Genomic DNA, 25,861 nt, shown 5'->3' on the forward strand with positions numbered 1-25,861 from the left:
AGTAACCATACCTACGGCAAGGCGAAGCTGACGTGGTTTGAAGAGATTTTTGGAAAGTATTAACACCTACAGACAAGCCTGACGATAGCAAGAACTACCCTACTCGATAGGTATCGGCTTTTGCTTTCTGAAAAAAATTATTTTAAGCAATTTGACAAAGCTAGCAACAAAAAATTCTATAAATATTCCCACTATAAAACGCATAGTATCAAGCTTGTTCAACACCTGATACTATGCGTGTTTGTGATTTTTAAGATTTTGTGCCTAGAGTCGACTCCTTATTTTAGATATTTGAAAGGAATCTCACTCCCACAGAGCCAGTTATAAACCTGGTCATTGACAAAAACATTCATGGCTTCGTGGGCATACTCAGGCATGATGCGATAAGCCTTATCGCAGATCAAACGATTGTAAATCGCAAACTGGGTAATGGGATAGCAAACATCGTCGTCCAAGCCCGTAATCATCTTAACCTCACCTTGGATACGATGGGCAAGATTTTTGACATCGATATAGGCAAGGGTCGCCATGATTTCCTCCTCTGTTTCATGAAAAGGATCGTGGAACTTGAAATAACGGAAAAGTTCATCATAAGCCTCACTAGTATTGCCAATCTCAATCACCCGTCTGAAGTCTGACAAGAAGGGATAGATGGAAACTGTTTTCTGAATTCGAGGATTGAGCGCTGCTGCAACCAAAGCTAGAGCACCACCTTGAGAGGCACCATAGCTAGAAAGACGCTTCTCATCTACCTCAGGCAGATTAGCAATAATTTCAACCAACTGGTAAATGTCCAGATAAACATCCTTATAAAAGAGGTGATCCCGACCCTCCACAGCACCACGGATAATATGTCCCTTAACCGTATTTCCTAGAGGAGAACGCAAACCGTCTTGTGAATAGCCCGACTGGCCTCGAACATCCATGGAAACAACACCGTAACCAGCTACGGTGAAGCCCAGCATGTCGGCCCAATCCCAACCACGTCCCATATAACCATGGAAATGGAAGATTAGCGGAACCTTCTCCTCACTCTTTGGAAGAACGACGCGTGCATAGACCTTGCCTTCATTGCTTCCTTCAAAGGTTAGTTCATAGCACTTGACTTGAGGAATGTGGAAATCTCTTTCCTCCAAGTGGTAGGCTGGAAGCGTGGAAACTTTTTTCACTTCCTCATCCCAGAAAGCATCAAAATCTTCCGGAACCTCGTCCCTGCCTTTATAAGTCTTCATTTCTTCTAACAAAGCTGGATTTTTCATAGCATGCTCCTTTTATTTTGTAATCGCTACCACAACTGTAGCACATCTAAGAAAGCAATGCAAGAAAGAAGGATAAATAGAAAGTGAATTTAGCTTTTCCTCCTTCAAGCCTATTGACTGAAAGTAGTTTTAGAAACGAAAAAAGAGCATTTCGCTCTTCTTCCTTTATTCAATCTTAGTTTTTTGCTTCTTTCTTTTGGAAAGTAGTTTGGTAATTTACTTTAATCGTTACTGTCATATGAGAGTCCTCGTTTCTTTTTGATGACTCTAGTATAAGGGTCAAACCTGAAAGCTAGCTTAAGTTTTCCTTAGAGAAAGCTTAATCCAGATGTTCTTTCTTTTCCAAATGAAGGGCAATCATGCGCCACTCTGGATCCTCTTGCCAGCCTTCAATAGAACTAATGTAGCTAGCAACCTTTCTGGCTTCTTCTAAAATCGGAAAATCTTCGATAATATCAGCTACTTGAAACTCTGGGAGTCCTGACTGTCTGGTTCCAAAAATTTCACCTGAACCACGCATTTTCAAATCTTCTTCGGCCAGGACAAATCCATTGGTCGTTTCTGTCATGATGCGCATGCGGTCGTTCCCAGAATCAGTCTTGGGATTGGCAACGAGAACAGCATAGGACTGCTTGTCCCCCCGACCGACACGACCTCTAAGCTGGTGAAGCTGACTGAGACCGAAACGGTCGGCATCCATGATAATCATGACCGTAGCATTAGGAACGTTGACCCCAACCTCGATAACCGTCGTCGAAACCAGAATATCCGTCTTTCTCTCTTTGAAATCCTGCATGATCTGGTCTTTTTCGTCACTCTTCATCTTACCATGTAGAAGAGCCACTTCTGCCTTACCTGCAAAATGAGCCGTCAGCTCTTCTGATAAGGCAATGGCATTTTTCAAATCTAGAGCTTCTGATTCTTCAATCAAAGGAGAGATGACATAGGCTTGAGAACCTTTTTGGATTTCCCCCTCTAACCAAGTCAAAACCTGAGCTAGTTGCTCATGTTTGATCCAGCGCGTCACAATAGGCTTCCGACCTGCTGGCATCTGGTCGATAATGGAAACATCCATATCTCCAAAGGCTGTGATGGCAAGCGTCCGTGGAATGGGAGTCGCCGTCATCATGAGGACATCTGGATTGTCGCCTTTTTCCCGTAAAATACGCCTTTGCCCCACACCAAAACGGTGCTGTTCATCGATGATAATCAAGCCAAGGCGAGCATAATCCACTCCATCCTGAATCAGAGCGTGGGTTCCGATAATCAAATCAGCCTCACCCTTGGCAATGGTCTCCAAGACTTCTCTCTTTTCTGCAGCTTTTAAGGAACCTGTCAAGAGAGCCAGTTTTAGGTCTGGAAAGAGACTCTGTAGACTCTCAAAGTGTTGCTCTGCGAGAATTTCTGTTGGTACCATGAGGGCTGATTGGTAGCCAGCTGTCACTGCCGCAAACATAGCCAAGCCAGCGACCACCGTTTTTCCGCTCCCCACATCCCCTTGCAAGAGACGATTCATGTGGTGATCCGACTTCATGTCTGTCAAAATTTCCTGTAAACTCTTTTCTTGAGCTGGGGTCAAGGAAAAAGGTAGATTTTCTTTAACTACTGTCACTTTTTCCTGAGACCAATTCAGAACCAGACCACTTCCCTGAACTCTATTTTCAGACTTGAGCGTCTGCAATTGCATTTGAAAATAAAAGAGTTCCTCAAATTTGATACGGCGAAGAGCCTGCTTGTATTCTGCCAAATCCTTGGGGAAATGCATGGCACGAACAGCCTGACAACGGGACATGAGTTTGTATTTGTCCAGCAAAGACTGGGGAAGATTTTCCTCAATCAAGAGGTCCAGTCCCTGATCAAAGGCTGTCTTGATAACTTTGACCAGACTGGCCTGACTGATTCCCTGAGCCAGACGATAGACAGGCTGGAGGTCATCTTCTACCTGAGCCAGAACCTTCATCCCAGTCAGACTAGCCTTAGCGCGGTCCCATTTTCCAAAGACAGCAAGAGTTGCTCCCAACTCTATCTTATCAGCTAGATAAGGCTGGTTAAAGAAGTTCACCGCAAAAACGACTTCTCCCTGTTTGAGGCTAAAACGCAGGCGATTGCGCTTAAAACCATAATACTGGACACTGGCAGGAGTCACGACTTGACCAGAAAGAACTGCCTTTTCACCGTCTTCCAGATCTAGCACCTGCTTAGTCTTAAAATCTTCATAACGGAAAGGAAAGTAGAGCAAGAGATCTTGCAAATTTTCAATTCCTAGTTTGGCGTATTTTTCTGCTGACTTTGGTCCCACACCAGGTAAGACATGCAAGGGTTGATGTAGATTCATGCTCCACTCCTTTCTTTTCTAATCATATTCTCTCGGAATGCGGTCGCTGAGAAGACAAACCACCTCATAGTTAATAGTCCCACGGTAGGACGCTACCTGAGTTGCAGTGATTTCCTTATCCCCATTGGAGCCAATCAAGGTTACCTTGGTTCCGAGTGGGTAAGGCTTAGGCAATCGAATAGTGATTTGGTCCATCGAAACCCTGCCGACAATTGGGCAAGCTTGGCCATCTACCAAGACAGAGAAATTTTCCATGTCTCTTGTCCATCCATCTGCATAGCCGATTGGCACGGTCGCGATGACCTGCTCGCTATCTGCCTGATAGGTCGCCCCGTAGCCCATGCAAGCTCCAGCTGAAACTGTCTTGACATGAACCAGAGCAGACTCCAAGGTCAAGGCTGGAATCAAGTCATAGGGTAAATCCAAGACCTCTCCGCTAGGATTAAGACCATACATGGCATCTCCCATACGGATCGCATTAAAAATAGTCTCTGCATGCCAAAGGGTCGTTGCCGAATTACTGGCATGAACCAGCTCTGGAAGACCTTTCATACTTGATAGAATGGTTTTAAACCGTTCTAACTGGGCATTAAAATAGTCATCTGATTCCTCATCAGCAGTCGCAAAGTGGGTAAAGATTCCTTCAACACGAACACCGTGTTGTTGGAGCAAGTCTTGAGCCTGATCAGCCTCACTAGCCTCTCTAAAACCAATCCGTCCCATCCCTGAGTCAATCTTGAGGTGAACTGTCAATCCAGTTAGGTCCGCTTCCTTATCTAAGAGTGCTTGAATCCACTCCAGTCCAGCCACTGTCAAGGTGATGTCATATTCTTTAGCTAGAGCAACAACTTCTAGCTCAGAAACTCCTAAAATGAGGATTGGCTTGCTGAGTCCAGCTTGTCTGAGTTCAATAGCTTCATCAATATTGGAAACGCAGAAGCCATCGACATCATCTTGAATCGCATTGGCAACAGCTACTGCCCCATGCCCATAGGCATTGGCTTTGACCACTGCCCACTTGAGTGTCCCCTCAGGGATATGAGCCCCCATTTGCTGAATATTGTGTCGAATAGCTCCCAGATGAATCAGAGCCTTGGTTGGTCTATGCGGACTAGCTTGCATGATTTTCCTCCAAAATGACACTGGCTGTCACAAACTGATCGGTATGGCTGATAGATAGCCAAATTTTTCCTGAAAATGGTGACTGACTAAAATAAGGCGCCCCGCGTTCATTGTTTAAGACTTCTAAATCCTGAAAACCGAGCTTGCCAATTCCCGTTCCCATGGCCTTGGAAAAGGCTTCTTTAGCCGACCAGCGACCAGCCAAATATTCGATTTGCCTGCGCCCTTTAAGACTGTTAAACCGTTCCATTTCCTTGGCTGTCAGCACGCGCTTGGCAAAGCCTTCATGTCGTGCAGCCGCTCTTTCTATCGAAGCCAATTCTTCGATGTCAATTCCGTGTCCAACTATCATTCTCATCAAAAGGAGTTGAGATTCCCCAACTCCATCCTTTTCACTTATTCTGCCAAGGTAGCATAGATTTCTTCTACCAAAGCCTCTGTATTTTCCCAACCTAGGCAAGGATCTGTAATAGAGCAGCCAAAGACCTCTGGTTGGTTTTGACGACCATCTGCTAGGTAAGATTCAATCATAAATCCTCGAACTGTCTTTTTAATTTTCTCATTCCAATCACGATTTTGCAAGGTCTGGCGAACAATTCGAATCTGCTCCATATACTGCTTGCCTGAGTTATCATGGTTGGTATCAATGAGGATAAAGGGATTTTCAAGTCCCATGGTTTCATAGCGTTCAATGGCTTGGAGTAGGTTTTCATAGTAGTAATTCGGCATATAATTGCCATACTCGTTAACTGCTCCACGGAGGATGACATGGGACAAAGGATTACCTGAAGTCTCAACTTCCTGCCCATGATAAAGGAAGGTTTGCTTATTTTGAGCAGCATAGATGGCGTTAAACATAACACCCAAATTTCCTGAGGTTGGATTTTTCATCCCTACTGGTGCATCAATCCCAGAAGCCACAAAGCGGTGCTCTTGGTCTTCCACAGAACGAGCTCCAACAGCATGGTAGCTGACCAAGTCATCCACCAAAATTAGATTTGACGGATAAAGCATCTCATCTGCCGTCGTCAAACCAGTCTCTGTAATCACTCGGTAGTGCAACTGGCGCACAGCCTGCAAACCGTTAATCAGGCTTGGAGCCTTAGAAGTGTCTGGCTGGTGAACCAACCCTTTATAGCCGTCTCCGTTGGTACGAGGCTTAGCAGTATAAACGCGCATAACCATGAAAATCTTGTCCGCTACCTTCTTTTGCAAGGCTGACAAGCGGCGGGCATATTCCAAGACAGCTTCTTCATTATCAGAAGAGCAAGGACCAATTACCAAAAGGAGACGGTCATCTTCCCCTGAAATAATGTCTGCCAATTCCCTGTCACGGCTTTCCTTGAGTCTCAAGGCTTCCGCAGACAATTGGGTTTCAGCCTTAATGACTTCCATATCGATTTCTTGACCTTTTTCAATAAATGCCATCTTATTCTCCTAACGTTTTGTAAATTTCTCTGACAAGAGCTTCTGTGTTATCCCAACCCAAGCAAGGGTCTGTGATAGACTTACCAAATACTTCTGGCTCATTTTGTCGACCATCTTCCAGATAAGACTCAATCATAAAACCACGAACGAACTGCTTAATTTTTTCATTCCAAGCACGGTTAATCAAGGTCTGGCGGACAATTCGGATCTGTTCAATATACTGCTTACCAGAATTGTCATGATTGGTATCAATGATGATAAAAGGATTTTCCAAGCCCATTTTCTCATACTGGGCAATGGTCTCAATTAAATTGTCATAATAGTAGTTGGGAATATTGTTACCATACTCATTAAGAGCACCACGAAGAATAGCGTGTGAAAGCGGGTTCCCAGTTGTTTCTACTTCTTTTCCTAAGAAAAGGAAACTTTGTTTGTTTTGAGCAGCATAAATCCCATTAAACATGACATTGAGATTTCCAGAGGTTGGATTTTTAAAACCAGTAGAAAATCCTGCCCCACTTGCCACAAAGCGGTGTTGCTGGTCTTCAACTGAACGGGCACCAACTGCCATGTAAGAAATCAAATCATCTACAAGCGGAAGGTTTTCAGGATAAAGCATTTCATCAGCAGTTGTCATCCCTGTTTCTGTGATGACACGATAGTGAAGATGGCGAACGGCTTTGATTCCATTGATAAGACTAGGCGCTTCTGTCGCGTTAGGCTGGTGAATCAAGCCCTTATAGCCATCTCCGTTGGTACGGGGTTTGGCAGTATAAACACGCATAACCATAAAGATACGATCTGCCACTTCTTCTTGTAGGACTGCCAAACGCTTAGCGTATTCAAGGACAGCTTCTTCGTTGTCAGATGAGCACGGACCGATTACCAAGAGAATTCGCTGGTCTTCTCCACGCATGATGGCTTCTAGCTCTTGATCGCGCTGTGATTTTCTCTCCAAAGCTTGGCCTTCTAATTTTGATAAGGCACGAACTTCTTCGATATTTATTTTAGGACTTTTTGCTGTAAATACCATAAGTCATCTCCTTATAAAGCAAACGGATACCAAGTAAAAATTTACTTTTCACAAGATATCCGCCTCTAAACTATCTCATTTTATTGTCTTTTACCGTGACAATTTTTAAACTTCTTACCAGAACCACATGGGCAAAGTTGATTGCGTCCAATCTGGCTCAAATCCAAATCTTCTGGCATACTTGCTTGGTGAGCAGCGATATTGCGAGTCGCTGTTGTACTGATATGGCGTTCTGCCTGTGGTCTTTCTTGTTCATGAATTTGTGCTTTCATCATCAAGCGTGTCACATCAAACTCAATCGAACCAATCATATCATTAAACATACGGAAACCTTCTGCCTGATACTCAACAACAGGGTTGTTCTGAGCATAACCACGAAGTCCAACCGCGTTACGCAATTGATCAAGGGCATCGATATGATCTGTCCACTTGTTATCCACCACTCGTAGAATCAAAACTTTTTGGAATTCTTTAACTGCTTCTTCATCGCGTAGTTTTGAAACCTGACTATCATAAACCTTCAAGGCACGTTGAAAAAGCTCTTCCTTGATGGCCTTATCAGACAAGCCTGACAAATCTTCCATCGTAATAGAATCTTCTGGAAGCAAGTTGTACTTAGCAAAGTTCAAAATTGCTTCAAGTTTTTCATCTTGTTTGGCACGCGCATGACCATCGACGACACGTTCAATCGTGCGTTTGTGCATAGCCTGAATTTCAGGTGCCAAGTCACGGTCTGCAGTGATGACATCGTAACGTTGAGCATAGATAATCTCACGTTGTTCACGCATGACATCGTCGTATTGAAGGACTTGTTTACGGGTATCGTAGTTATTTCCTTCGACACGTTTCTGAGCTGCCTCAACCTGACGCGTCAACATACGAGACTCAATGGCCTCTTCAGACATATTCAAGCGTTCAAATATGCCTTTCAAGCGTTCAGAACCAAAACGTTTCATCAAATCATCTTCAAGAGAGAGGTAGAATTGTGACTCACCTGGATCTCCTTGACGACCTGAACGTCCACGAAGCTGGTTATCGATACGACGACTTTCATGACGTTCTGTACCAATCACACAAAGTCCTCCAAGTTCACGAACACCTTCACCAAGCTTGATGTCGGTACCACGACCCGCCATGTTGGTTGCGATGGTAACGGCACCACGTTGACCAGCATTCATGATGATTTGGGCTTCTCTATAGTGATTTTTGGCATTCAAGACTTCGTGAGGAACACCAGCTGCGACCAATTTCTTAGAAATATAGTCACTAGTTTCAACCGCTACTGTACCAACCAAGACAGGCTGACCCTTTTGGTAACGAGCCTTAACGTCTTCGACAACCGCTTTAAACTTAGATTCGATACTTGCATAAAGAAGGTCTGAGTGGTCAATCCGTTGAACAGGACGGTTTGTTGGGATTGGAATAACACGAATGTTGTAGATTTCACGGAATTCTTCTTCTTCAGTCTTACCTGTACCCGTCATACCAGACAATTTCTTGTACATACGGAAAAGGTTTTGATACGTGATTGAGGCAGATGTCTTGGTTTCATCCTGGATTGGCACACCTTCTTTGGCTTCAATAGCTTGGTGCAAGCCATCAGAATAACGACGACCTTCCATGGTACGACCTGTAAATTGGTCGACAATCAAGATTTCTTGCTCTTCGCTCACCACATAGTCAATATCGAGAAGCATGATGTAGTTGGCACGAAGGGCGTTATCGATAAAGTGAGTCAAAGCCACGTTTTCGATGTCATAGAGATTTTCAAGCTTGAAGTAGCTTTCAGCCTTGTCAATCCCTGAATCAGACAAACCAATAGTCTTAGACTGCACATCGATGATGTAGTCGTCTTTGTCCAACGATTTTACATAGTGGTCTGCCATATGGTAGAGCTGACTGGTTTCAACTGCATTAGCACCTGATACAATCAAAGGTGTACGGGCCTCGTCAATCAAGATAGAGTCAACCTCATCGACCAAGGCATAGTTAAGCGGACGTTGTACCATGTTTTCAGCACGAACGACCATGTTGTCACGAAGGTAGTCAAATCCGATTTCTGAGTTGGTTGAGTAAGTAATATCACACTCATAGGCTTCTTTTTTCTCCATTGGAGATTTGGCAGCCAAGTTAATCCCTACTGACAAACCAAGCCATGAGTACAATTCACCCATCTCAGTCGCGTCACGTTCTGATAGGTATTCGTTAACCGTAACTACGTGAACCCCTTTGCCTGAAAGGGCATTGAGGTATACCGGCATAGTCGCAGTCAAGGTTTTCCCTTCCCCTGTACGCATCTCTGGCACGTCACCATGGTGAAGAACGATTCCCCCCATGACCTGAACCTTATATGGGAAGAGACCTAGGACACGTTTGGCACCCTCACGGACAACCGCAAATGCTTCATAAAGCAATGAATCCAGCGATTCTCCATTTTGATAACGTTCTTTAAATTCAACTGTTTTTGCTTTTAGTTGGTCATCAGTCAAAGCAGCCATTTGGTCTTCGTATTTGAAAACCTTGTCAGCCATCTTTTCCAGACGACGGATTTCTCCTTTATCATTTTCGATAATTGTTTTTAAAATATTAGCCATGTTTTTCCTTACTTTAAATTCCGAATATTTTAGAATGTTCTTTTAATTTTAGCACAATTACTGATTATTTTCAAGGAAGAATCCCCATTTTGAAAAGGAAAAAGAGGCTAGTTTTCAAGCTAACCTCTCTGACTTTTATGATACTTTAATTGCCAAGAATCGGCAAAATAGCAAATAGGATAAATAAGTTAATCCAAAGAGAAAGACAGCAGATCAATCCAAAAACAAAGAGACTGACTTTCTTGGACAGCAAGGCCATCAAAATGGACAGAATGCCAAAAACTAGCAAGACTTTCTATATGCTGAAGAGGTCAATCTTCCCCCCAGAATCGGACTGCCCCAAGGAAGAAAGAAGAAAGCAATCCATATTAACAGAACTAAACCAATATAGACCTTGGAATAGCGTGTAATAAATGATTTTAGATGTACCATAAGCTACCTCCTAAGCTTGTATATCTTTTGAATACTGTATATGCCCATTTTCGACAACTAATACATCTGTACAAAGGTCTGAAATATCTTCCGATATGTGTGATGTCAGGATAACCAGACCATTTTCTTTTTTAAGGTAAGATAAAATGACCTGTTTGGTTAACCTCACACTCTTCTCATCCAAAGCATTCATAGGTTCATCGAGAAAGAGTATAGATGGTTCGGCAATAAAGGCTTGGATCAAAGCCATTTTTTGTTTCGTTCCTAAGGATAAATGACGGTACTCAACGTCTTCAAATTCCTGTAAATCATAGTATTGAATCCAATAGGCAATTCTTTTTTCCGTAACTTTAGATGAAAAATACCTTAACAGTTCCAAATTTTCTCTCAGGGATAAATGAGATAGAAACTCTACCTTTTCAATTAAAATCCCTGCATCCTGAATATAATGATTTTTTATCCCGTAGACTTCCCCATCTTGAAGAACTTTTCCTTTGTCAAGCTTAATATAACCAGCAAGTACCTTTAAAAGAACCGTCTTGCCAGATCCATTATCACCTTTAAGGCCATAAATTTTTCCTGATTGAAACACCAAATTCAACTGATTTAAAATAGGTCTTTTCGCGTAATTTTTCTGTCCATCTATAATTTCAAGTCTCATCGTTTATCCTTTCTTAAATTTCTCTTCCAAACGACTAACAATCAAGATAACCAATAAACTTAGGAGTCCTAAATATACTATTACAATATGATCCATCATCCATTCTTGTCCCACAAATGCTAAAAAATAGAGAAAAAAGGAAAAACCAGCGCCCGCACTAATCAGTGCTATCAGATAAGACAGTAGCAAGTACAACATCATTAACTGAGCAAGTAAAAAGAAAAGTACGACTGTTTTGAAATGAATTCCTAGAGGAAGTAAACCAAGGAACCAGACAAATAAATCTTGAGTAAAAAATTTAGAGATGACAACCAATCGTTTCCTTGTATAATCGAAAAAGGAGCTTGATTGATAGCGAATCAAGTGATGGTAATGGTCTGCCAAATCACTTTCAAGCAAAATGACAGAGAGCCATCCTACCATGAAAAGCGAAAGGTTTAACAAGAGTTTGGGGATTTCTAAATTCACTTCAGAATAGTCATTATAGGAAAAGATTGAAATCAATTCTCTCTTGAAAAAGAGAAAAACATCCTGCTTTTGAACCGCTGTTGACAATAGATAGTTTATCAAAATCATCATCAGAACTATACGAAGTAGTAAAACGATCTTTCTCTTTAGCAAAATATTGTTAAAATTCTTAAACATTATCTTCATATTTTTCAAGCACCATATAAGGGACAATATAAAGGATATAAGGAGTAAAGAGTTTCATCAAACTGACATCCCCATAGCTAGCTTGCATCAAACTCGTCATAGGAACCATATAGTAAGGCAAGGCACTATAGAGTAACATAGAACCAAGCCAAAGAAACATCAAATAGGCAATTGCCGAACGAGTCACATTCCCCACATAATCAACTATTTTTAAAAAATAGACTGCATTGATGAAAATACCGATTAGTAGGACACAAGTAAAGAACAAATAGCTTGTTATCTCTCCATCTAGGAGCCTTTGTAAACTACTCCCATCAGAAAATAGAGAATTCCATTCAAGAGGAGAAAAAGTCCCAAAGAAATAAGTTAAAATTGCAATTATCAGCACAGTCACTAAATATATCACACAAGGGATACTTGCAACTTGCAAAGTCAACTTTCTTTTTACCCCTTGATAACTCACTTCTCTTCCAATACTCAATCGTAAAACTTTATTTTTCAGCTCAATATATTGAAAACCTAGCAAAACAATGATGATTGGAATAATAAATGATTGATAAAAACCTAGATTGAACTGGAGAATACGAAAATCTAATGCTGATTTTAATAAGTCATTTTTAATTGCTTGTCCATCGAATTTAGCTAGATCGGGCGCATGAATATCAAAAAAGAAATAAGTCATCAAAACATCACGATAAACCAAAGCAAGAAAAAGCAAAGTAAGCAAGACATAAACAAATTTATGCCTTGCCAAAGTTAAGAGAGGAATCTTCATAAGCCACCTCCTATTAAAAAACCGATATAAATCAATGCCTCCCCGCTTTAGACTTCCCTAACTCCTTTCTTAGTCTAAGCATTTTTTTGAAACAAGAATAAGTTAACCTATTCAGACCAATAGCTAGCAGAATAAAAAGAAACCAAATGCCCCATAACTTGATATCTGTCAAATTTCTCAAGACGATATTGAAAAACAGAACTGAAATAACTGTCCAAGCAAGGCTAAAAAGAGCATAGAGGGGGATGTAAAACCAGTAAAAATAGTAAAAAATTGGGAAAAATTTACTTTCTCTATTATCCTTTTCAATCCAATTGAAAAAGTAAAACCAGGGCAATAAGATTATAAATTTAAACAAATGTTTCATCGATACCTCCTTTTTGATAGCGTTTTCTATTATTTTATTATATCAAAAAAATCTGGAAATGTCATTCCAGATTCTACTTTTTATTTGCGTTTTCTTGCGATGAGATGAATCGGTGTTCCCTCAAAAACAAAGGCCTTGCGGATTTGATTTTCCAAGAAACGCAGGTAAGAAAAGTGCATGAGTTCTTCTTCATTGACAAAGATGACAAAGGTTGGTGGTTTGGTTGCCACTTGGGTCGCATAGAAAATCTTGAGACGTTTTCCTTTGTCTGTCGGTGTTGGGTTGATGGCAATGGCATCCATGATGACATCGTTCAAGACAGCTGATGGAATACGTGTATTTTGACTTTCACTGATTTGCTTAATCATCTCAGGAAGTTTATGGAGGCGTTGCTTGGTCAAAGCTGATACAAAGATAATCGGTGCGTAAGGTAGATATTGGAACTGCTCACGGATATCTTCTTCCCAGTTTTTCATAGTGTGGTTGTCTTTTTCAAGTGTATCCCACTTGTTGACCACGATAATCATTCCTTTACCAGCTTCATGGGCAAAACCTGCGATACGCTTATCGTATTCACGGATGCCTTCTTCCGCATTGATGACCATCAAGACCACATCAGAGCGGTCAATAGCTCGCATGGCACGCATGACAGAGTATTTCTCAGTATTTTCATAAACCTTACCAGACTTACGCATACCAGCCGTATCAATCATGGTAAACTCTTGACCATCTGTATCTGTAAAGTGGGTATCAATGGCATCACGAGTTGTTCCAGCAACAGGACTAGCAATAACACGGTCTTCGCCCAAGATAGCATTGATCAAACTTGATTTTCCAACGTTTGGACGACCAATCAGGCTAAACTTAATGACATCTGGATTTTCTTCTTCATATTCATTTGGAAGATTTTCCACAATGGCATCTAGCACATCCCCTGTACCGATACCATGGACAGATGAGATAGGCAGTGGTTCACCCAAACCGAGGGCGTAGAAATCATAGATATCATTTCGCATCTCAGGGTTGTCCACCTTGTTAACTGCGAGGATAACTGGTTTGTGGGTCTTATAAAGCTTACGGGCTACGTATTCGTCTGCATCGGTAATTCCTTCCTTACCGGACACGACAAAGACGATAACATCTGCTTCTTCCATGGCAATTTCTGCCTGGTGCTTGATTTGTTCCATGAAAGGAGCATCGACATCATCGATTCCTCCTGTATCAATCATGCTAAAAGAACGATTGAGCCACTCACCCGTTGCATAGATACGGTCACGTGTCACTCCTTCGACATCTTCTACAATGGAGATTCGCTCACCAGCGATCCGATTAAATAGGGTTGATTTCCCAACATTGGGACGTCCTACAATGGCAATAGTTGGTAGGGCCATAATTTCTCACTTTCTACAATAACTTCTTCTGTTCAAGATTTTTTCTAGTTGAGCTTGGTTCAGCTTGACCAAATTGTTCTGCTAGACGCTGACTCCAGCTTGTGGTCGCACGCGCTCCAGCATAGTCAGCCTGTACACGGTCATAAGCTTGGATTGCCTCAGTTGACTGTTCTTTATATTCTTCCTCAAAGACAACATTCTCCAGTGGTAGTCTTGGCTTCACATCATGATGTTGATTTGGCACACCTAGTGCCATCCCAAAGACAGGATAGGTGTAGTCAGGCAGGTTAAAAAGTTCTGCAACTTCTTCTGACTTGTAACGCACCAAGCCAATAATGACACCACCATAGCCCAAGCTTTCAGCTGCCAGCAGGGCATTTTGACCAGCAAGAGCTGCATCGACTGAACTAATCAAGAGACCTTCTACACCTTGAGGTTGGAAGGTATCCGTATGGAGTCGTGCTCCCTTTTCTGCACGGTTCAAATCTCCGACAAAGAGAAGGAAAACAGCTGACTGGCGAATGGCTTCTTGAGGCACCAATTCATACAAGGCATCTTTCTTTTCTTGACTTCGTACCACAATCACAGAGTAGGATTGGAAATTCTTCCAAGACGAGGCCATTTGGGCTGCTGTCAGGATTTCCGTCAAGTCTTCCTGAGGAAGGGCTTGCTCCTTAAATCTACGCACTGAAGTATGAGCTTTCATTAGTTTAATCGTTTCTGTCATCGGCGGTTTACTCCTTCTAAACGAGTCTCCTCAGCCAAATAACGGATGCGTTCCATGACCCGTCTGGCTTCCCAGGTTTCGTCATTTCCATGTTTCCCTTTCGCAAAATGCTTCTCCAAATCTTCAAAGTTGAAGTTGGAGGTGAAAAAGGTCGGTAAATTTTCCTGCATCCGATATTGAAGAATGACCTGCAGGATTTCGTCACGCACCCAAGGTGTTGATTGCTCGGCACCAATGTCATCTAAAATCAGGACTTCAGAAAGCTTAATCTCATCCACCAATGTCTTAACATTACCATCACCGATAGCATTTTTGACATCGATGACAAAACTAGGATAGTGGAGGAGAGTGGAGGAAACACCACGTTTTTCTGACAAATCATGGGCTAAGGCAGCCACCATGAGACTTTTACCCACACCAAAGTCTCCATACAAGTAAAGACCTTTTCGAATAGCTGGATATTGCTCCACGAAGGCTAATAGCTTTTCAAAAACTGGCAAACGACCCAAATCATCCAAGTCTACTTGAGCTAAACTAGCTTGCTTGAGACTGGCTGGCAGATTGATTAACTTGAGACGGTTCTTAATAGCCGCTTCTTTTTCAGCCGCGATTAGTTCAGGAGTTTCTTCGTAAGAAACATCCGCATAGCCATGATTCATAACCAAAATCGGTTTGTAGCCTTTGGCAATATAATCCGTATCACCACGGAGAAACTTGTCACGCTCGGTAATGTACTGATTAAACTTGGAGATACTGCGATTTAATTCCTCTGGAGTCAAGGATTCTTGCTGGATAAAGGCCGCAACATCAGGGTCCTTCATGATTTTCTGGACCAAATCTTGATAATGAAAACGGCTAGGTTGACGTTTGAGTACGTCTCCGACACTTTCCATCTAATCTCCTCCTTTTTCTAATCGAGCTAATAGTTCTTGTTTCTTACGTTCTAGTTCCAGACGAGTTGCCTCGCTAGTTTCATTTTTATAATCTGGATTGCTCCACTTGGGTACATTGGACTTGGCAGGACTGGGGTTACTGCTTTTTTGAGCCTGATTCTTTTGCCCACGTTCACGAATGCGCAAGACTGCCTCTTCTGCCGAATGAATCTTTTGATAGGCATAGTCATTGGCTACCTTCATGGCATATTTCTCATTGATATTTGCCGAATCGACCTTATTAAAGGTCAATAAAAGAATGATATTGATGACTTCGTCCAGCAAACCCAAGCCAGCCATCTGTTGCAAGAGTTCTCTTTCTGTTTGGGTAATGGTTCCCTTGCGTGTTTTCTTGATTTCTGCCAAGAACTGCAGGGCAGTTTTACTTTTGGCCTCTTTGATAATGGTCGCTTCCTTAAGACTAAAGTCAGAGGAAACTGATTTTTGAGCAATTTTTTCACGCATGCGTTTGGTTGAAATAACCTGGGAAACAGCTGTTGACTTGGCCAATTGATAGGTTTCAAACCAAGTCCATTTCTTCTCCTCGGCAATAGCAAAGAGGTTTAAGACATCGGACTGCTCATCCGCAAAGCGAAGCCCATCTCGAGCCATAAGCTGACGAAAATGGTCTAAGTCAAAATCGTTGGCCACTTTCTTCTTGAGACCAAGGTCTTCTTGACTTCCCTGTTCTGCCAAGTCTGGAAAGACTTGATTGAGTGAGACAGCTATTTCTTCTCCCTCAGCACTCTCAACTTTCAAATCCTCCACAGCTGCATCACCAATCTTTTTCTCTAAAAGTCTACGATAAACAGGATGCTCCAAGAAATCTTGACTTGAAAGAGGAGCATGGATAACTATCTGATAGGTATCACCCTTTTGATAGAGGGTCAAGAGATTAAAAGCAGATAGGATTTTCAAAGATTTTAAAAGTCTGTCCATCCCAAAATTGAGATGATTGAGAATGCTTGAAAAAAGGTATTCCTTTCTGCCATTATCCCAAAAACTAATCGTATAAAGATAAAGGCTCAGTGCCTCCTGACCGATAATCGGGAGGTAGCACTGTACCAGAGATGAGGTATCTTGCGACACCCGATTATTCTTTAGATAAGAAAAACGGTCAATTGGTTTCATTTATCTTTCCTTTTTCTTTTTAGAGGACTGGGTAATTTGTTGGAGCAAGCTCTCTAACTCACTGACATCCTTAAAACTACGATAGACACTGGCAAAACGTACATAGGTAATCTCGTCCAGTTCAGCCAACTCCTCCATGACGAGTGAACCAATGTCCTCACTTTGAATTTCATTTTCATTTCGACCACGGAGTTTCTGTTCGATACGATTGACTACCATGTTGATTTCATCACTTGACACAGGACGTTTCTGGGCTGAGCGGATAATCCCATTAAAGATTTTATCTCTGGAGAATTGTTCCCGTGTGCCATCTTTTTTAACAACCACTAAGGTTCTTTCTTCTACTCGTTCGTAGGTTGTAAAACGGTGTTGGCATTCATCGCACTCACGTCTTCTACGAATGGTGTTCCCTTCTTCTGCTTGGCGACTATCGATAACACTTGACTTGGTAGCCCCACATTTTGGACAACGCATCCTTTCCCTCCTTATCGTTTTCTTTTCATTATACCATTTTTTAAGCGATTCCCAAAACAATTCTTCTTTTTGCTTGACAAGTTTTTTGTTTTGTTGTATTATTTAATTAAGACAAATAGATAAAAAGAAAGGAGACCAAGATGTCTTGGACATTTGACAACAAAAAACCCATCTATTTACAGATTATGGAGAAAATCAAGCTTCAGATTGTTTCCCATACACTGGAAGCCAATCAACAACTTCCAACCGTGAGAGAGCTAGCGAGCGAGGCCGGTGTCAATCCAAACACCATCCAAAGAGCCTTGTCAGACCTTGAACGAGAAGGATTTGTCTACAGCAAGCGAACAACTGGACGATTTGTGACTGAGGATAAGGAACTGATTGCCCAATCACGCAAACAATTATCGGAAGAAGAATTGGAACACTTCGTTTCCTCCATGACCCATTTTGGCTATGAAAAAGAAGAACTACCAGGCGTAGTCGGCGATTATATTAAAGGAGTTTAAGCCTATGTCATTACTAGCATTTGAAAATGTATCCAAATCTTATGGAGCAACCCCAGCCCTTGAAAATGTTTCTCTTGACATCCCAGCTGGAAAAATTGTTGGTCTCCTTGGGCCAAACGGCTCAGGGAAAACAACCCTGATTAAACTAATCAATGGCCTCTTACAACCAGATCAAGGACGTGTCCTCATCAACGATATGGACCCAAGCCCAGCAACCAAGGCTATCGTAGCTTATTTGCCTGATACCACCTATCTCAATGAGCAAATGAAGGTCAAAGAAGCCCTAACCTACTTCAAGACCTTCTATAAAGATTTCAATCTTGAACGCGCCCATCATCTACTTGCAGACCTTGGCATTGATGAAAATAGTCGTCTCAAGAAATTATCAAAAGGTAACAAGGAAAAGGTCCAACTGATTTTGGTTATGAGCCGTGATGCCCGCCTCTACGTTTTGGACGAACCCATTGGTGGGGTGGATCCAGCAGCCCGTGAGTATATCCTCAATACCATTATCAACAACTACTCCCCAACTTCTACCGTTTTTATTTCTACCCACTTGATTTCTGATATCGAGCCAATCTTGGATGAAATTGTCTTCCTCAAAGACGGAAAAGTCGTCCGTCAAGGCAATGTAGATGATATTCGCTATGAGTCTGGTGAATCCATTGACCAGCTCTTCCGTCAGGAATTTAAGGCCTAATCAAAGGAGATTATTTATGTTTTGGAATTTAGTTCGCTACGAATTTAAAAATGTTAACAAGTGGTATTTAGCCCTCTACGCAGCCGTGCTAGTCCTTTCAGTCCCCCTAGGAATGCAAGGACACTACTATAATTATATATCTTTCAAAGATAGCCAACCTTTCCTATTTATCTTTCTGGCTCTCGTCTTTGGTGGCTTGATAATTACACTTGGGATTTCAACCATTTTCTTGATTATCAAACGCTTCAAAGGTAGTGTCTATGACCGCCAAGGCTATCTGACTTTGACCTTGCCAGTTTCTGAGCACTATATCATCACTGCTAAATTAGTCGGAGCCTTTATCTGGTCTATACTTAGCTCGGCTGTACTGGCTCTAAGTGCTTTTCTTATTGTGACTATAACGGTTCCAGAATGGATGTCACATTATGACTTGTTCCCACTTGTAGGAACATACCTTCCTCAACTCTCTCTTGTGGGGTTATCCTTCCTACTAAATACCGTTTCTGGAATCCTCTGCATCTACTTGGCTATTTCCATTGGACAGCTTTTCAATGAATACCGTACAGCACTCGCTGTTGCAGCCTACATTGGGATCCAAATCGTCATTGGCTTTATTGAAGTTTTCTTCAATACCAGTACTAACTTCTATGTCAATTCACTTGCAGGATTTAATGATAATTTCTATATGGGAGCAAGCATAGGCATTGTTGAAGAACTCATATTCATAGCTATCTTTTATCTCGGAACCTACTATATTTTGAGAAACAAGGTTAACTTGCAATAGTTTTAAAATCAAAAAGGATAACATCTCATCACAGAGAGGCTATCCTTTTTGATTTTATCTCATTTTCCGTCTAACTTTATCTTACAGACGAATCCTTCTAACCAATTAATACTCTTCGAAAATCTCTTCAAACTACATCAGCTTCACCTTGCCGTAGGTATNNCAACCTCAAAGCAGTGCTTTGGGCAAGCTGCGGCTAGCTTCCTAGTTTGCTCTTTGATTTTCATTGAGTATAAATGGTAAAATCTGATTTAAAGGTCTTGTTTAATTTCTCTATTGTATCACTATCATTATATTCCTTACATATTCTCATAGCTTTGGAACATTCTTTTTTACCTAACTCTACTTGATTCGTTTTGATGAGATAAATACCTTTTAAAAAAAGCAAATAATTCTTTTCAAAATAATATCCTTGTCTGGTCAGTAAATTTTCTAAATCATCTATAAAAAATTGAGCGCTATCTAACAAATTATTTTTTAATAATAATTCTAAATTAAATAAATATAAAGGAATTACTCTATGTGTTCCCATATCTGTTTTTAAAAAATGTCGTGTTTTCTTGATTACAGCTCTATAAGGAGCATATCTATTATGCACCCCCCTATGTCTCTTGGGAAAGGGGAACTAATGAGAATCACAATAGGCTCATTCGGAGATGGTTACCTAAAGGAACTAAGAAAACGACTCCCAAAGAAGTCGCATTCATCGAAAATTGGATTAATAACTATCCTAAAAACACTTGAACTACAAGTCCCCCAGAGAAGACTTCTTGATGGATAACTTGAACTTGAAATTTGGCAATGAAATACAGACTATACAAATTGATTAGGGAATTTAAAACATAGTAGATTGAAACTAGAATAGTACACCTCTACTTCTAATACTCTTCGAAAATCAAATTCAAACCACGTCANNTTTTCATTGAGTATAAAACATTCTTAGAAATCGATTTGACTGTCCTGATCGATTTATCCTGTTCTTATTTCATTTCACTATAATTTCTAACAATATTTTAAAAACTGAACCGTACTATTTCAACTTCCATAAATTACAATATTGATAGGCACAGTTCCCATACCTGTCCAAATTCGAATAACGTTTAGTATAAATTAGAATATGACTACAACATCACAAATAATTAAACTATCTATAATATCTACGATGTAACATATACATAGGAAGCACCGTTATCAAGAGCGCCAAGGCTATCAACCAGATAAGATGAAGATACAAACCTGTCACCTCACCTCCCCATATAATACGAATCATGCAGGTAGCGTGATACAAGGGAGAAAACCAAGTCAAATCACCAAGTATTGGGGGCAAGGAAGTAATGGGAAAGAAGGTATCTGAAAACATATAAAGAGGACGGATTACCAAAACATTGTAGTAATTCAGAAATTCCCTAGACGGTGCCAAGTAGGTAAAGATTAGTCCTAAAACACCAAACAAATAACCCACTATAAATAAAATCAGAGGAATCAATAACATCAAGACATGAAAATGCGCTGTGATAAGCATGGAAATCAGCCAAAAAATCCCACCGAAAATCACTGCACGAATACCTGCCCAGATAGCCTGACCCACCACAATATCACTCGTATTGATTGGCGTCATCAACATAGCATCATAAGTCTTTTCAATCTTATACTGGATAAAGGCATTGACCGTTGTTTCTGCGGTGGCCGCAGACATGGCAGTCGCAGCAATTAAACCTGTAATGACAAAATCACGGTAGAGCATACCGTTAACATGCGTCAAGTAGGCACCAACTCCAAATCCCATTGCTAAAAGATAAAAGAGGGGGTCGATAAGGTTGGGGACAATTGAAATTTTAAATAAATTTCTAAAACTCATGTAGTTGCGTACCACAACGTGTCCGATGGACTGAAATGATAACTTAAACATGCAAGTCCTCCTTCTCTGTCCCAGTCAACCCCAAAAAAAGCGTCTCAAGGTTGTCAGCATCATACTTGATGAGCAAGTCTTCTACAGTTCCTTCTTCTTTGATAGTCCCTTGGTGGAGCATCAGCACCCTATCTGTCAAATATTCAATCTCATTCATATAGTGGGAAGTAATAATGATAGAAACACCTAATTCCTTCAACTCCAAAAGTTTATCCCAAATAATATTGCGGGATTGAATGTCTAAACCAACTGTCGGTTCATCTAAAATGATAATATCAGGCCGATTGATGAGAGCTCTTGCCAAGACAAGACGTCGTCGCATCCCACCCGACAGCTGATTCACCATCTTTTGCGCATGTTTGCTCAGTTGAACAAAATCCAAGAGAGAATCGATTCTCTTCCTAAGTTCGACAGATGAGATACCATAACATAGACCGTGAGCAAAAAGATTATCATAAACATTCAAGGTCATGTCCAGCATATCCTCCTGCCCTACAATACCCAGACAAGATTTACTCTTACGACGATTGGTTTCAATATTTTGCCCCAAGATATCAATCTCTCCTGAGGAAATTGAGGTCAGTGAGTAAATCATCTTTAAAGTGGATGTTTTGCCAGCACCGTTGATTCCCAAGATACCCAAACACTCTCCTTATCCCAATTCAAAGCTAATTCCCTTGACAGCTTCATAAGAACCATATTGCTTTTTTAGATTTTTAACACTTAACTTCTTCACTCTTTCTTTCCCCCACAAATAGAGCATGTTGGATACTTTGTTAATTCATCAAAATGTTGTTCGAATGTTATAAAGTCAATTGAGAATCTTTTATTAAATGTTAGCAATGCTTCGTATCCCCAAAAAATATATCTTAAAATTTCAAACGAAATAAAATACCCTTGAAATAGACAAGCAGGACCTAAAGCACCATTCGGAGTTCTGAACATCTCTAGTTCCAATGAATTTGTCATTGTACGAACGGTCTCCAACTCTTCAGCATACTCAGGAATTTTTTCCAAATCCTCTAAAAACTGACAGTAATAGCACGCTGCTTTATACGGAATAATTGAATATACTTTCCCATTTTTCTTACCAACCACAGCAGACAGACATAATTTATTGTATTGAACACAGGCTTCATTGACCCAAAAATCAATATAGCCTGTTGGATAATCTGCAACATTTACTACGATATCACATTTTGAAGTTTTTATTAACTCATCGACATCCTCTTTTGAACCTATCTCTTTATCAAGTACCTCAAATTCAATTAAAGGATTAAACTTTCTAAGCGACTCTTTTGCAGCCTCTACTTTTCTTTTTCCAATATCAGATGTCGAATACAAAATTTGTCTATTGAGATTACTAGCTTCGACCGTATCAAAATCAACTGCTGTAATATGCCCTATACCTAATTCAGCCAATGCTAGACAGATATTACTTCCTATACCGCCAATACCTAAGAGCAAAATACGCGTCTTTTTTAATTTTAACTGATAATCATATTTTGTTAAAGATAATGTATCTAAAGTATTAAAAAAGTTAAGATTTACGGAATATCTATCCAATTCTTCTGAAGTTAATTCAGTTGTAGTAACAAAATTATCCTCCAAATACCCTAGTGTATCTAGTAAAGAAATACTTTCTTCTACCTCATTAGGGGACAAGCTATCAACTAAGCTACAAATTTCATTGATTGTGTATTGTCCATCGAGAAGCTTAATGAGCTGAGTATACTTCTCATCCAGATTCTCAATCTCAATACCATAATCTTTTCCTATACCTAATCTAATTTTATCCTTTAAAAATAGGACACTATGAATATCTTTAATTTTAGGTAAATTCAATTCTATTTCCTCCTAAAATAGACAAAAGGAATGGAAAAATCCATTCACTTTTGAAAAAATGTTGAGAATGTAATCTTAAGATTAACGTCCTTCAACTGTGGATACTGCTGCAATTACTTTTGTAATTTTACCTCCATTTAAACTCAGACAATAAAATTTAAAATATTCTCTAGTAAAACATTTTAAAAATCTATTTATCTTGTGCTTTAATTATAGTATAATAAAAGATAGAAAATCATCGATATATGAAATTTGGAGAAAATTTTTATGGAACCAGATATTTTCATCATCACAAAACTCTTATCAGACCCTTCTCGGATGCACATTTTAGATATTCTAATGGATGGAAAAGCTCACACGGTTAACGAAATTGCCAGCTTTACCAAAATCAAGCAACATACTGTCAGCTATCACCTCAAATTACTTACCGAAGCACAGGTAACCACTCTACAAACCTATGGACGTTTTCATTATTATTCTTTAAAAAGTGCTGCCATTGCAGAAATGCTGGAATTTCTCAGCTTCTACTCTCCTCAGCGTGATGTCAAAAGTTATAAACAACACATTCACAAAAAGGAATTAAAGGTCGCTCGCACCTGCTATGACCATATTGCTGGTGAGCTTGGCATTTCCATTACCAATTATCTCTTGCAAGAAAATCTCCTCAGCGAATCAGAAAAAGACTTCCAACTCACTGAAGCTGGGAAGTCTTATTTCCAAAGAAAATTACACATTGATACGGATGAATTGAAAAAGAAAAAACGGAAATTTTGCCCTAAATGTTTGGATTGGAGCGAACGTAAAAATCATGTCGGCGGAGCTCTCGGCAATGCTCTTTTAGAATTTTTCAGTGAAAAACAATTGGTCATCCCTGCACAAACGCCACGTTCACTTACCATTACAGAGCAGGGCAAAGAATTCCTCGAAAAGGAGTGGGGGATTTAAACATGGATTTTTAAGCAAATAACTGTCCATACCAATTCTATAACAACCTCTCTATTCCCCTTACTCTCCCAACTGGGCACTGTAGGCGATAATCTGATCAACCGTATCAGACAAGAATTGGATGGTATCACGAAGTGGTTTGTCTGTTGAAATATCGGCTCCGATAATCATGGCTGACTCAAGCGGTGTCTTGCTACCACCTGATTTGAGGAGATTGAGCCAGTCTTCAGCTCCGGTTTCAGAGTTTTTAAGATGAAGGTAACCAGCTGTCGAGATAACTAGTCCTGCTGAGTAAGTATAACTATACAAGCCCATGTAGTAGTGAGCTTGGCGCATCCAAGTCAAAGCTGCATCATCGTCGATTTCAATGGCATCTCCCCAGAAATCGGTCAAAACTTCCTTCATAATGCTGTTGAGCTTACTTGCTCCAAAGGTCTCCCCTTCTTCAATCAATGTATACACTTTACGCTGGAATGCTGCTTCCAAAAGGTGAGTGATAAAGTTATGGAAGTAGGTGTCTGTCAAGCGGTGAGCCAGAGCGAAGCGTTTTTGACGAGGGTCGTCAGACTGATGCTCCAAGTAATCACTGAGAAGCAATTCATTGAAAGTTGACGGCGCTTCAACATAGTAAGTCGACATGTGAGCATTGAAGTAACTCTGATGATTGTCTGAAAAGATGAATTGACCAGAATGCCCGATTTCATGAATCAAGGTATAGACATCGCTCAAACGGCCTGTCCAGCTCATGAGGACATAAGGGTGCACGCGATATGAATCCGCCGCATAACCGCCGGAATCCTTGCCACTGTTAGCAGCAAAGTCCACCCAGCGCTCTTCTTGATAGCGAGAAACTTCCTGACAATATTCCTGCCCCAAAGGTTCTACCGACTTCATGACCAAATCATAGGCGTCGTCAATAGTCACTTGAGGATTGAGGGCGCTATCCAAGTCCAATTTCCAGTCTGCAAAGGTCATCTTTTCAAGGCCATTCACCTTGGCAACATGCTTGAGGTATCTCTGAGCAACGGGCGCAAAATCCTTCATGATGAGGTCAATCTGACGATCAAACATAGCACGGTTCACTTCTTGCTCAGCCAGGAGATAATCAAAGACTGAGTCGTAACCCTTCATATCTGCTAGTAGTTTTTCAGACTTGACTTGGGCTAGATAGGCTGCAGCGGCCGTATTTTGGTGCTTACGAAGTCCCTCTGAGAAGGAACGGAAGGATTTCTCACGAACCTCAGCATCCTCATGATTTTGGTAGAAATTTTCATAGGTCACAAAGCTGTTTTTGTAGGTCTTGCCATGGGCTTCAAAGTCAGCCATTTCAAAATCCCCAGCACGCATCTTAGTATAAATATCCTGCGGACTGTAGAAAACTTCACCGAGATTGGTCAAGGCCTTCTCCACATCAGCCCCTAGATAGTGGGCTTTTTTGATTTTGGCCTGACGAATGGCCGCCGTCAAATGAGGCAATTTACCCAAACGGTCCAAGACTTCCTCATCAGCTTCCACCAAGGCATCGTCAAAGAAGGTCAAGGCTACGCTGGCGTCTGTTTCAAATTCCATCCCAGCTTGGGCGATATTAGCAAAATCCTCATTGCTATAGTCTGTCGTCTGCGGCATAAAGCCATAGTTGCCAATATGGCTCATCTGAATGTAGATTTGTTCCAATTCCGCAAAGGCCTTTTCAAAATCCTCAAAAGTATGAAGATTTCCCTTGTAATCACGACTAAATTGGTTGATGTCTTCACGAGCCTTCTCGATCGCACGCAAGAAATCCTCACGGTCTTGATATAGGGCTGTTAAATCCCAAAGTTCCTTCTCTGGAAATTCTGAACGGTGTTTTTGTTCCAT

24 protein-coding genes and 3 pseudogenes are annotated in these 25,861 nt (G+C 40.8%); 5 read left to right on the plus strand and 22 right to left on the minus strand.

Annotation, left to right across the window (positions count from 1 at the left end; genetic code table 11):
* Positions 1-278 precede the first annotated feature (278 nt).
* The 17 genes and pseudogenes from HT669_RS03185 to nrdR form a co-directional block, all read right to left on the minus strand.
* Positions 279-1,259 carry an acetylxylan esterase gene (locus HT669_RS03185; RefSeq protein ID WP_023940720.1) on the minus strand — a complete coding sequence of 327 codons (981 nt, stop codon included), beginning with the start codon at positions 1,257-1,259 and terminating at the stop codon, positions 279-281.
* Positions 1,260-1,578: 319 nt separating this feature from the next.
* Positions 1,579-3,594 carry an ATP-dependent DNA helicase RecG gene (gene recG, locus HT669_RS03190; RefSeq protein ID WP_172922056.1) on the minus strand — a complete coding sequence of 672 codons (2,016 nt, stop codon included), beginning with the start codon at positions 3,592-3,594 and terminating at the stop codon, positions 1,579-1,581.
* Between the two features lie 18 nt (positions 3,595-3,612).
* On the minus strand, positions 3,613-4,716 hold the full coding sequence (gene alr / locus HT669_RS03195; protein WP_023935689.1) for an alanine racemase: 1,104 nt from the start codon (positions 4,714-4,716) through the stop codon (positions 3,613-3,615).
* Positions 4,706-5,068, minus strand: coding sequence for a holo-ACP synthase (gene acpS, locus HT669_RS03200; RefSeq protein WP_031233486.1), 363 nt, complete (start codon positions 5,066-5,068; stop codon positions 4,706-4,708). The genes alr and acpS overlap by 11 nt, the downstream gene beginning before the upstream one ends.
* Before the next feature lie 44 nt (positions 5,069-5,112).
* Positions 5,113-6,144 (minus strand): 3-deoxy-7-phosphoheptulonate synthase, encoded by a 1,032-nt coding sequence (locus HT669_RS03205; RefSeq protein WP_000864063.1) that lies wholly within the window; start codon positions 6,142-6,144, stop codon positions 5,113-5,115.
* 1 nt (position 6,145) lies between these two features.
* A complete protein-coding gene (locus HT669_RS03210) occupies positions 6,146-7,177 on the minus strand; it encodes a 3-deoxy-7-phosphoheptulonate synthase (protein WP_000232197.1) in 1,032 nt (343 codons plus the stop codon).
* Positions 7,178-7,257: 80 nt separating this feature from the next.
* Positions 7,258-9,771, minus strand: a complete 2,514-nt coding sequence (gene secA / locus HT669_RS03215; protein WP_001274079.1) for a preprotein translocase subunit SecA — start codon at positions 9,769-9,771, stop codon at positions 7,258-7,260.
* 145 nt (positions 9,772-9,916) lie between these two features.
* A pseudogene (locus HT669_RS11485) lies at positions 9,917-10,203 on the minus strand (hypothetical protein).
* 10 nt (positions 10,204-10,213) lie between these two features.
* Positions 10,214-10,864, minus strand: a complete 651-nt coding sequence (locus tag HT669_RS03220) for an ATP-binding cassette domain-containing protein (RefSeq protein ID WP_050389832.1) — start codon at positions 10,862-10,864, stop codon at positions 10,214-10,216.
* 3 nt (positions 10,865-10,867) lie between these two features.
* Positions 10,868-11,509 (minus strand): hypothetical protein, encoded by a 642-nt coding sequence (locus HT669_RS03225; protein ID WP_050389831.1) that lies wholly within the window; start codon positions 11,507-11,509, stop codon positions 10,868-10,870.
* Entirely contained in the window at positions 11,502-12,293 is a 792-nt protein-coding gene (locus HT669_RS03230) for a hypothetical protein (RefSeq protein ID WP_050389830.1), read from the minus strand. Before HT669_RS03230 ends, HT669_RS03225 begins: the two co-directional genes overlap by 8 nt.
* A 31-nt stretch (positions 12,294-12,324) precedes the next feature.
* On the minus strand, positions 12,325-12,660 hold the full coding sequence (locus tag HT669_RS11015; protein ID WP_000681324.1) for a hypothetical protein: 336 nt from the start codon (positions 12,658-12,660) through the stop codon (positions 12,325-12,327).
* Between the two features lie 80 nt (positions 12,661-12,740).
* Positions 12,741-14,051 carry a ribosome biogenesis GTPase Der gene (gene der / locus HT669_RS03235; protein ID WP_001207696.1) on the minus strand — a complete coding sequence of 437 codons (1,311 nt, stop codon included), beginning with the start codon at positions 14,049-14,051 and terminating at the stop codon, positions 12,741-12,743.
* 13 nt (positions 14,052-14,064) lie between these two features.
* Positions 14,065-14,778: an NADPH-dependent oxidoreductase gene (locus tag HT669_RS03240; protein WP_000140825.1), complete on the minus strand. Its 714-nt coding sequence runs from the start codon at positions 14,776-14,778 to the stop codon at positions 14,065-14,067.
* Positions 14,775-15,671 (minus strand): primosomal protein DnaI, encoded by an 897-nt coding sequence (gene dnaI / locus HT669_RS03245; RefSeq protein ID WP_000446510.1) that lies wholly within the window; start codon positions 15,669-15,671, stop codon positions 14,775-14,777. Before dnaI ends, HT669_RS03240 begins: the two co-directional genes overlap by 4 nt.
* A complete protein-coding gene (locus tag HT669_RS03250; protein WP_172933620.1) occupies positions 15,672-16,841 on the minus strand; it encodes a replication initiation and membrane attachment family protein in 1,170 nt (389 codons plus the stop codon).
* Complete coding sequence (gene nrdR, locus HT669_RS03255) at positions 16,842-17,315, minus strand: transcriptional regulator NrdR (RefSeq protein WP_001203672.1); 474 nt, start codon at positions 17,313-17,315, stop codon at positions 16,842-16,844.
* Between the two features lie 140 nt (positions 17,316-17,455).
* Between nrdR and HT669_RS03260 the strand changes: the two genes are divergently transcribed.
* From HT669_RS03260 to HT669_RS03270, 3 genes are read left to right on the plus strand one after another with little or no spacing between them, the layout of a single operon-like run.
* Positions 17,456-17,821, plus strand: a complete 366-nt coding sequence (locus HT669_RS03260) for a GntR family transcriptional regulator (RefSeq protein WP_000119147.1) — start codon at positions 17,456-17,458, stop codon at positions 17,819-17,821.
* A 4-nt stretch (positions 17,822-17,825) separates the two neighbouring features.
* Complete coding sequence (locus tag HT669_RS03265) at positions 17,826-18,521, plus strand: ABC transporter ATP-binding protein (protein WP_055356751.1); 696 nt, start codon at positions 17,826-17,828, stop codon at positions 18,519-18,521.
* Positions 18,522-18,537: 16 nt separating this feature from the next.
* The gene (locus HT669_RS03270; RefSeq protein ID WP_055356752.1) at positions 18,538-19,305 is read left to right on the plus strand and encodes a hypothetical protein; all 768 of its coding nucleotides are present in this window, start codon (positions 18,538-18,540) and stop codon (positions 19,303-19,305) included.
* A gap of 223 nt (positions 19,306-19,528) precedes the next feature.
* Here the strand turns inward: HT669_RS03270 and HT669_RS03275 are convergent, their stop codons facing one another.
* Positions 19,529-19,837: a hypothetical protein gene (locus HT669_RS03275; protein WP_240147720.1), complete on the minus strand. Its 309-nt coding sequence runs from the start codon at positions 19,835-19,837 to the stop codon at positions 19,529-19,531.
* Positions 19,838-19,881: 44 nt separating this feature from the next.
* Here HT669_RS03275 and HT669_RS10800 point away from each other — a divergent pair.
* Positions 19,882-20,151, plus strand: a pseudogene (locus HT669_RS10800) (IS30 family transposase); the annotation flags it as partial.
* 298 nt (positions 20,152-20,449) lie between these two features.
* Here HT669_RS10800 and HT669_RS03280 read toward each other — a convergent pair.
* The 3 genes and pseudogenes from HT669_RS03280 to HT669_RS03290 form a co-directional block, all read right to left on the minus strand.
* Entirely contained in the window at positions 20,450-21,214 is a 765-nt protein-coding gene (locus HT669_RS03280) for an ABC transporter permease (protein ID WP_000475591.1), read from the minus strand.
* Positions 21,207-21,977: pseudogene (locus HT669_RS03285) on the minus strand (ABC transporter ATP-binding protein). Before HT669_RS03285 ends, HT669_RS03280 begins: the two are co-directional and overlap by 8 nt.
* Positions 21,947-23,059, minus strand: coding sequence for a ThiF family adenylyltransferase (locus HT669_RS03290; protein WP_016399294.1), 1,113 nt, complete (start codon positions 23,057-23,059; stop codon positions 21,947-21,949). Before HT669_RS03290 ends, HT669_RS03285 begins: the two are co-directional and overlap by 31 nt.
* Before the next feature lie 267 nt (positions 23,060-23,326).
* Here HT669_RS03290 and HT669_RS03295 point away from each other — a divergent pair, with 267 nt between their 5' ends.
* Positions 23,327-24,004 carry a metalloregulator ArsR/SmtB family transcription factor gene (locus HT669_RS03295; RefSeq protein ID WP_000433071.1) on the plus strand — a complete coding sequence of 226 codons (678 nt, stop codon included), beginning with the start codon at positions 23,327-23,329 and terminating at the stop codon, positions 24,002-24,004.
* Between the two features lie 60 nt (positions 24,005-24,064).
* Here HT669_RS03295 and pepF read toward each other — a convergent pair whose 3' ends face one another.
* Entirely contained in the window at positions 24,065-25,861 is a 1,797-nt protein-coding gene (gene pepF, locus HT669_RS03300; RefSeq protein WP_000435578.1) for an oligoendopeptidase F, read from the minus strand.

Source organism: Streptococcus sp. 2100, assembly GCF_013276335.1.
Lineage (GTDB): Bacteria > Bacillota > Bacilli > Lactobacillales > Streptococcaceae > Streptococcus > Streptococcus pseudopneumoniae.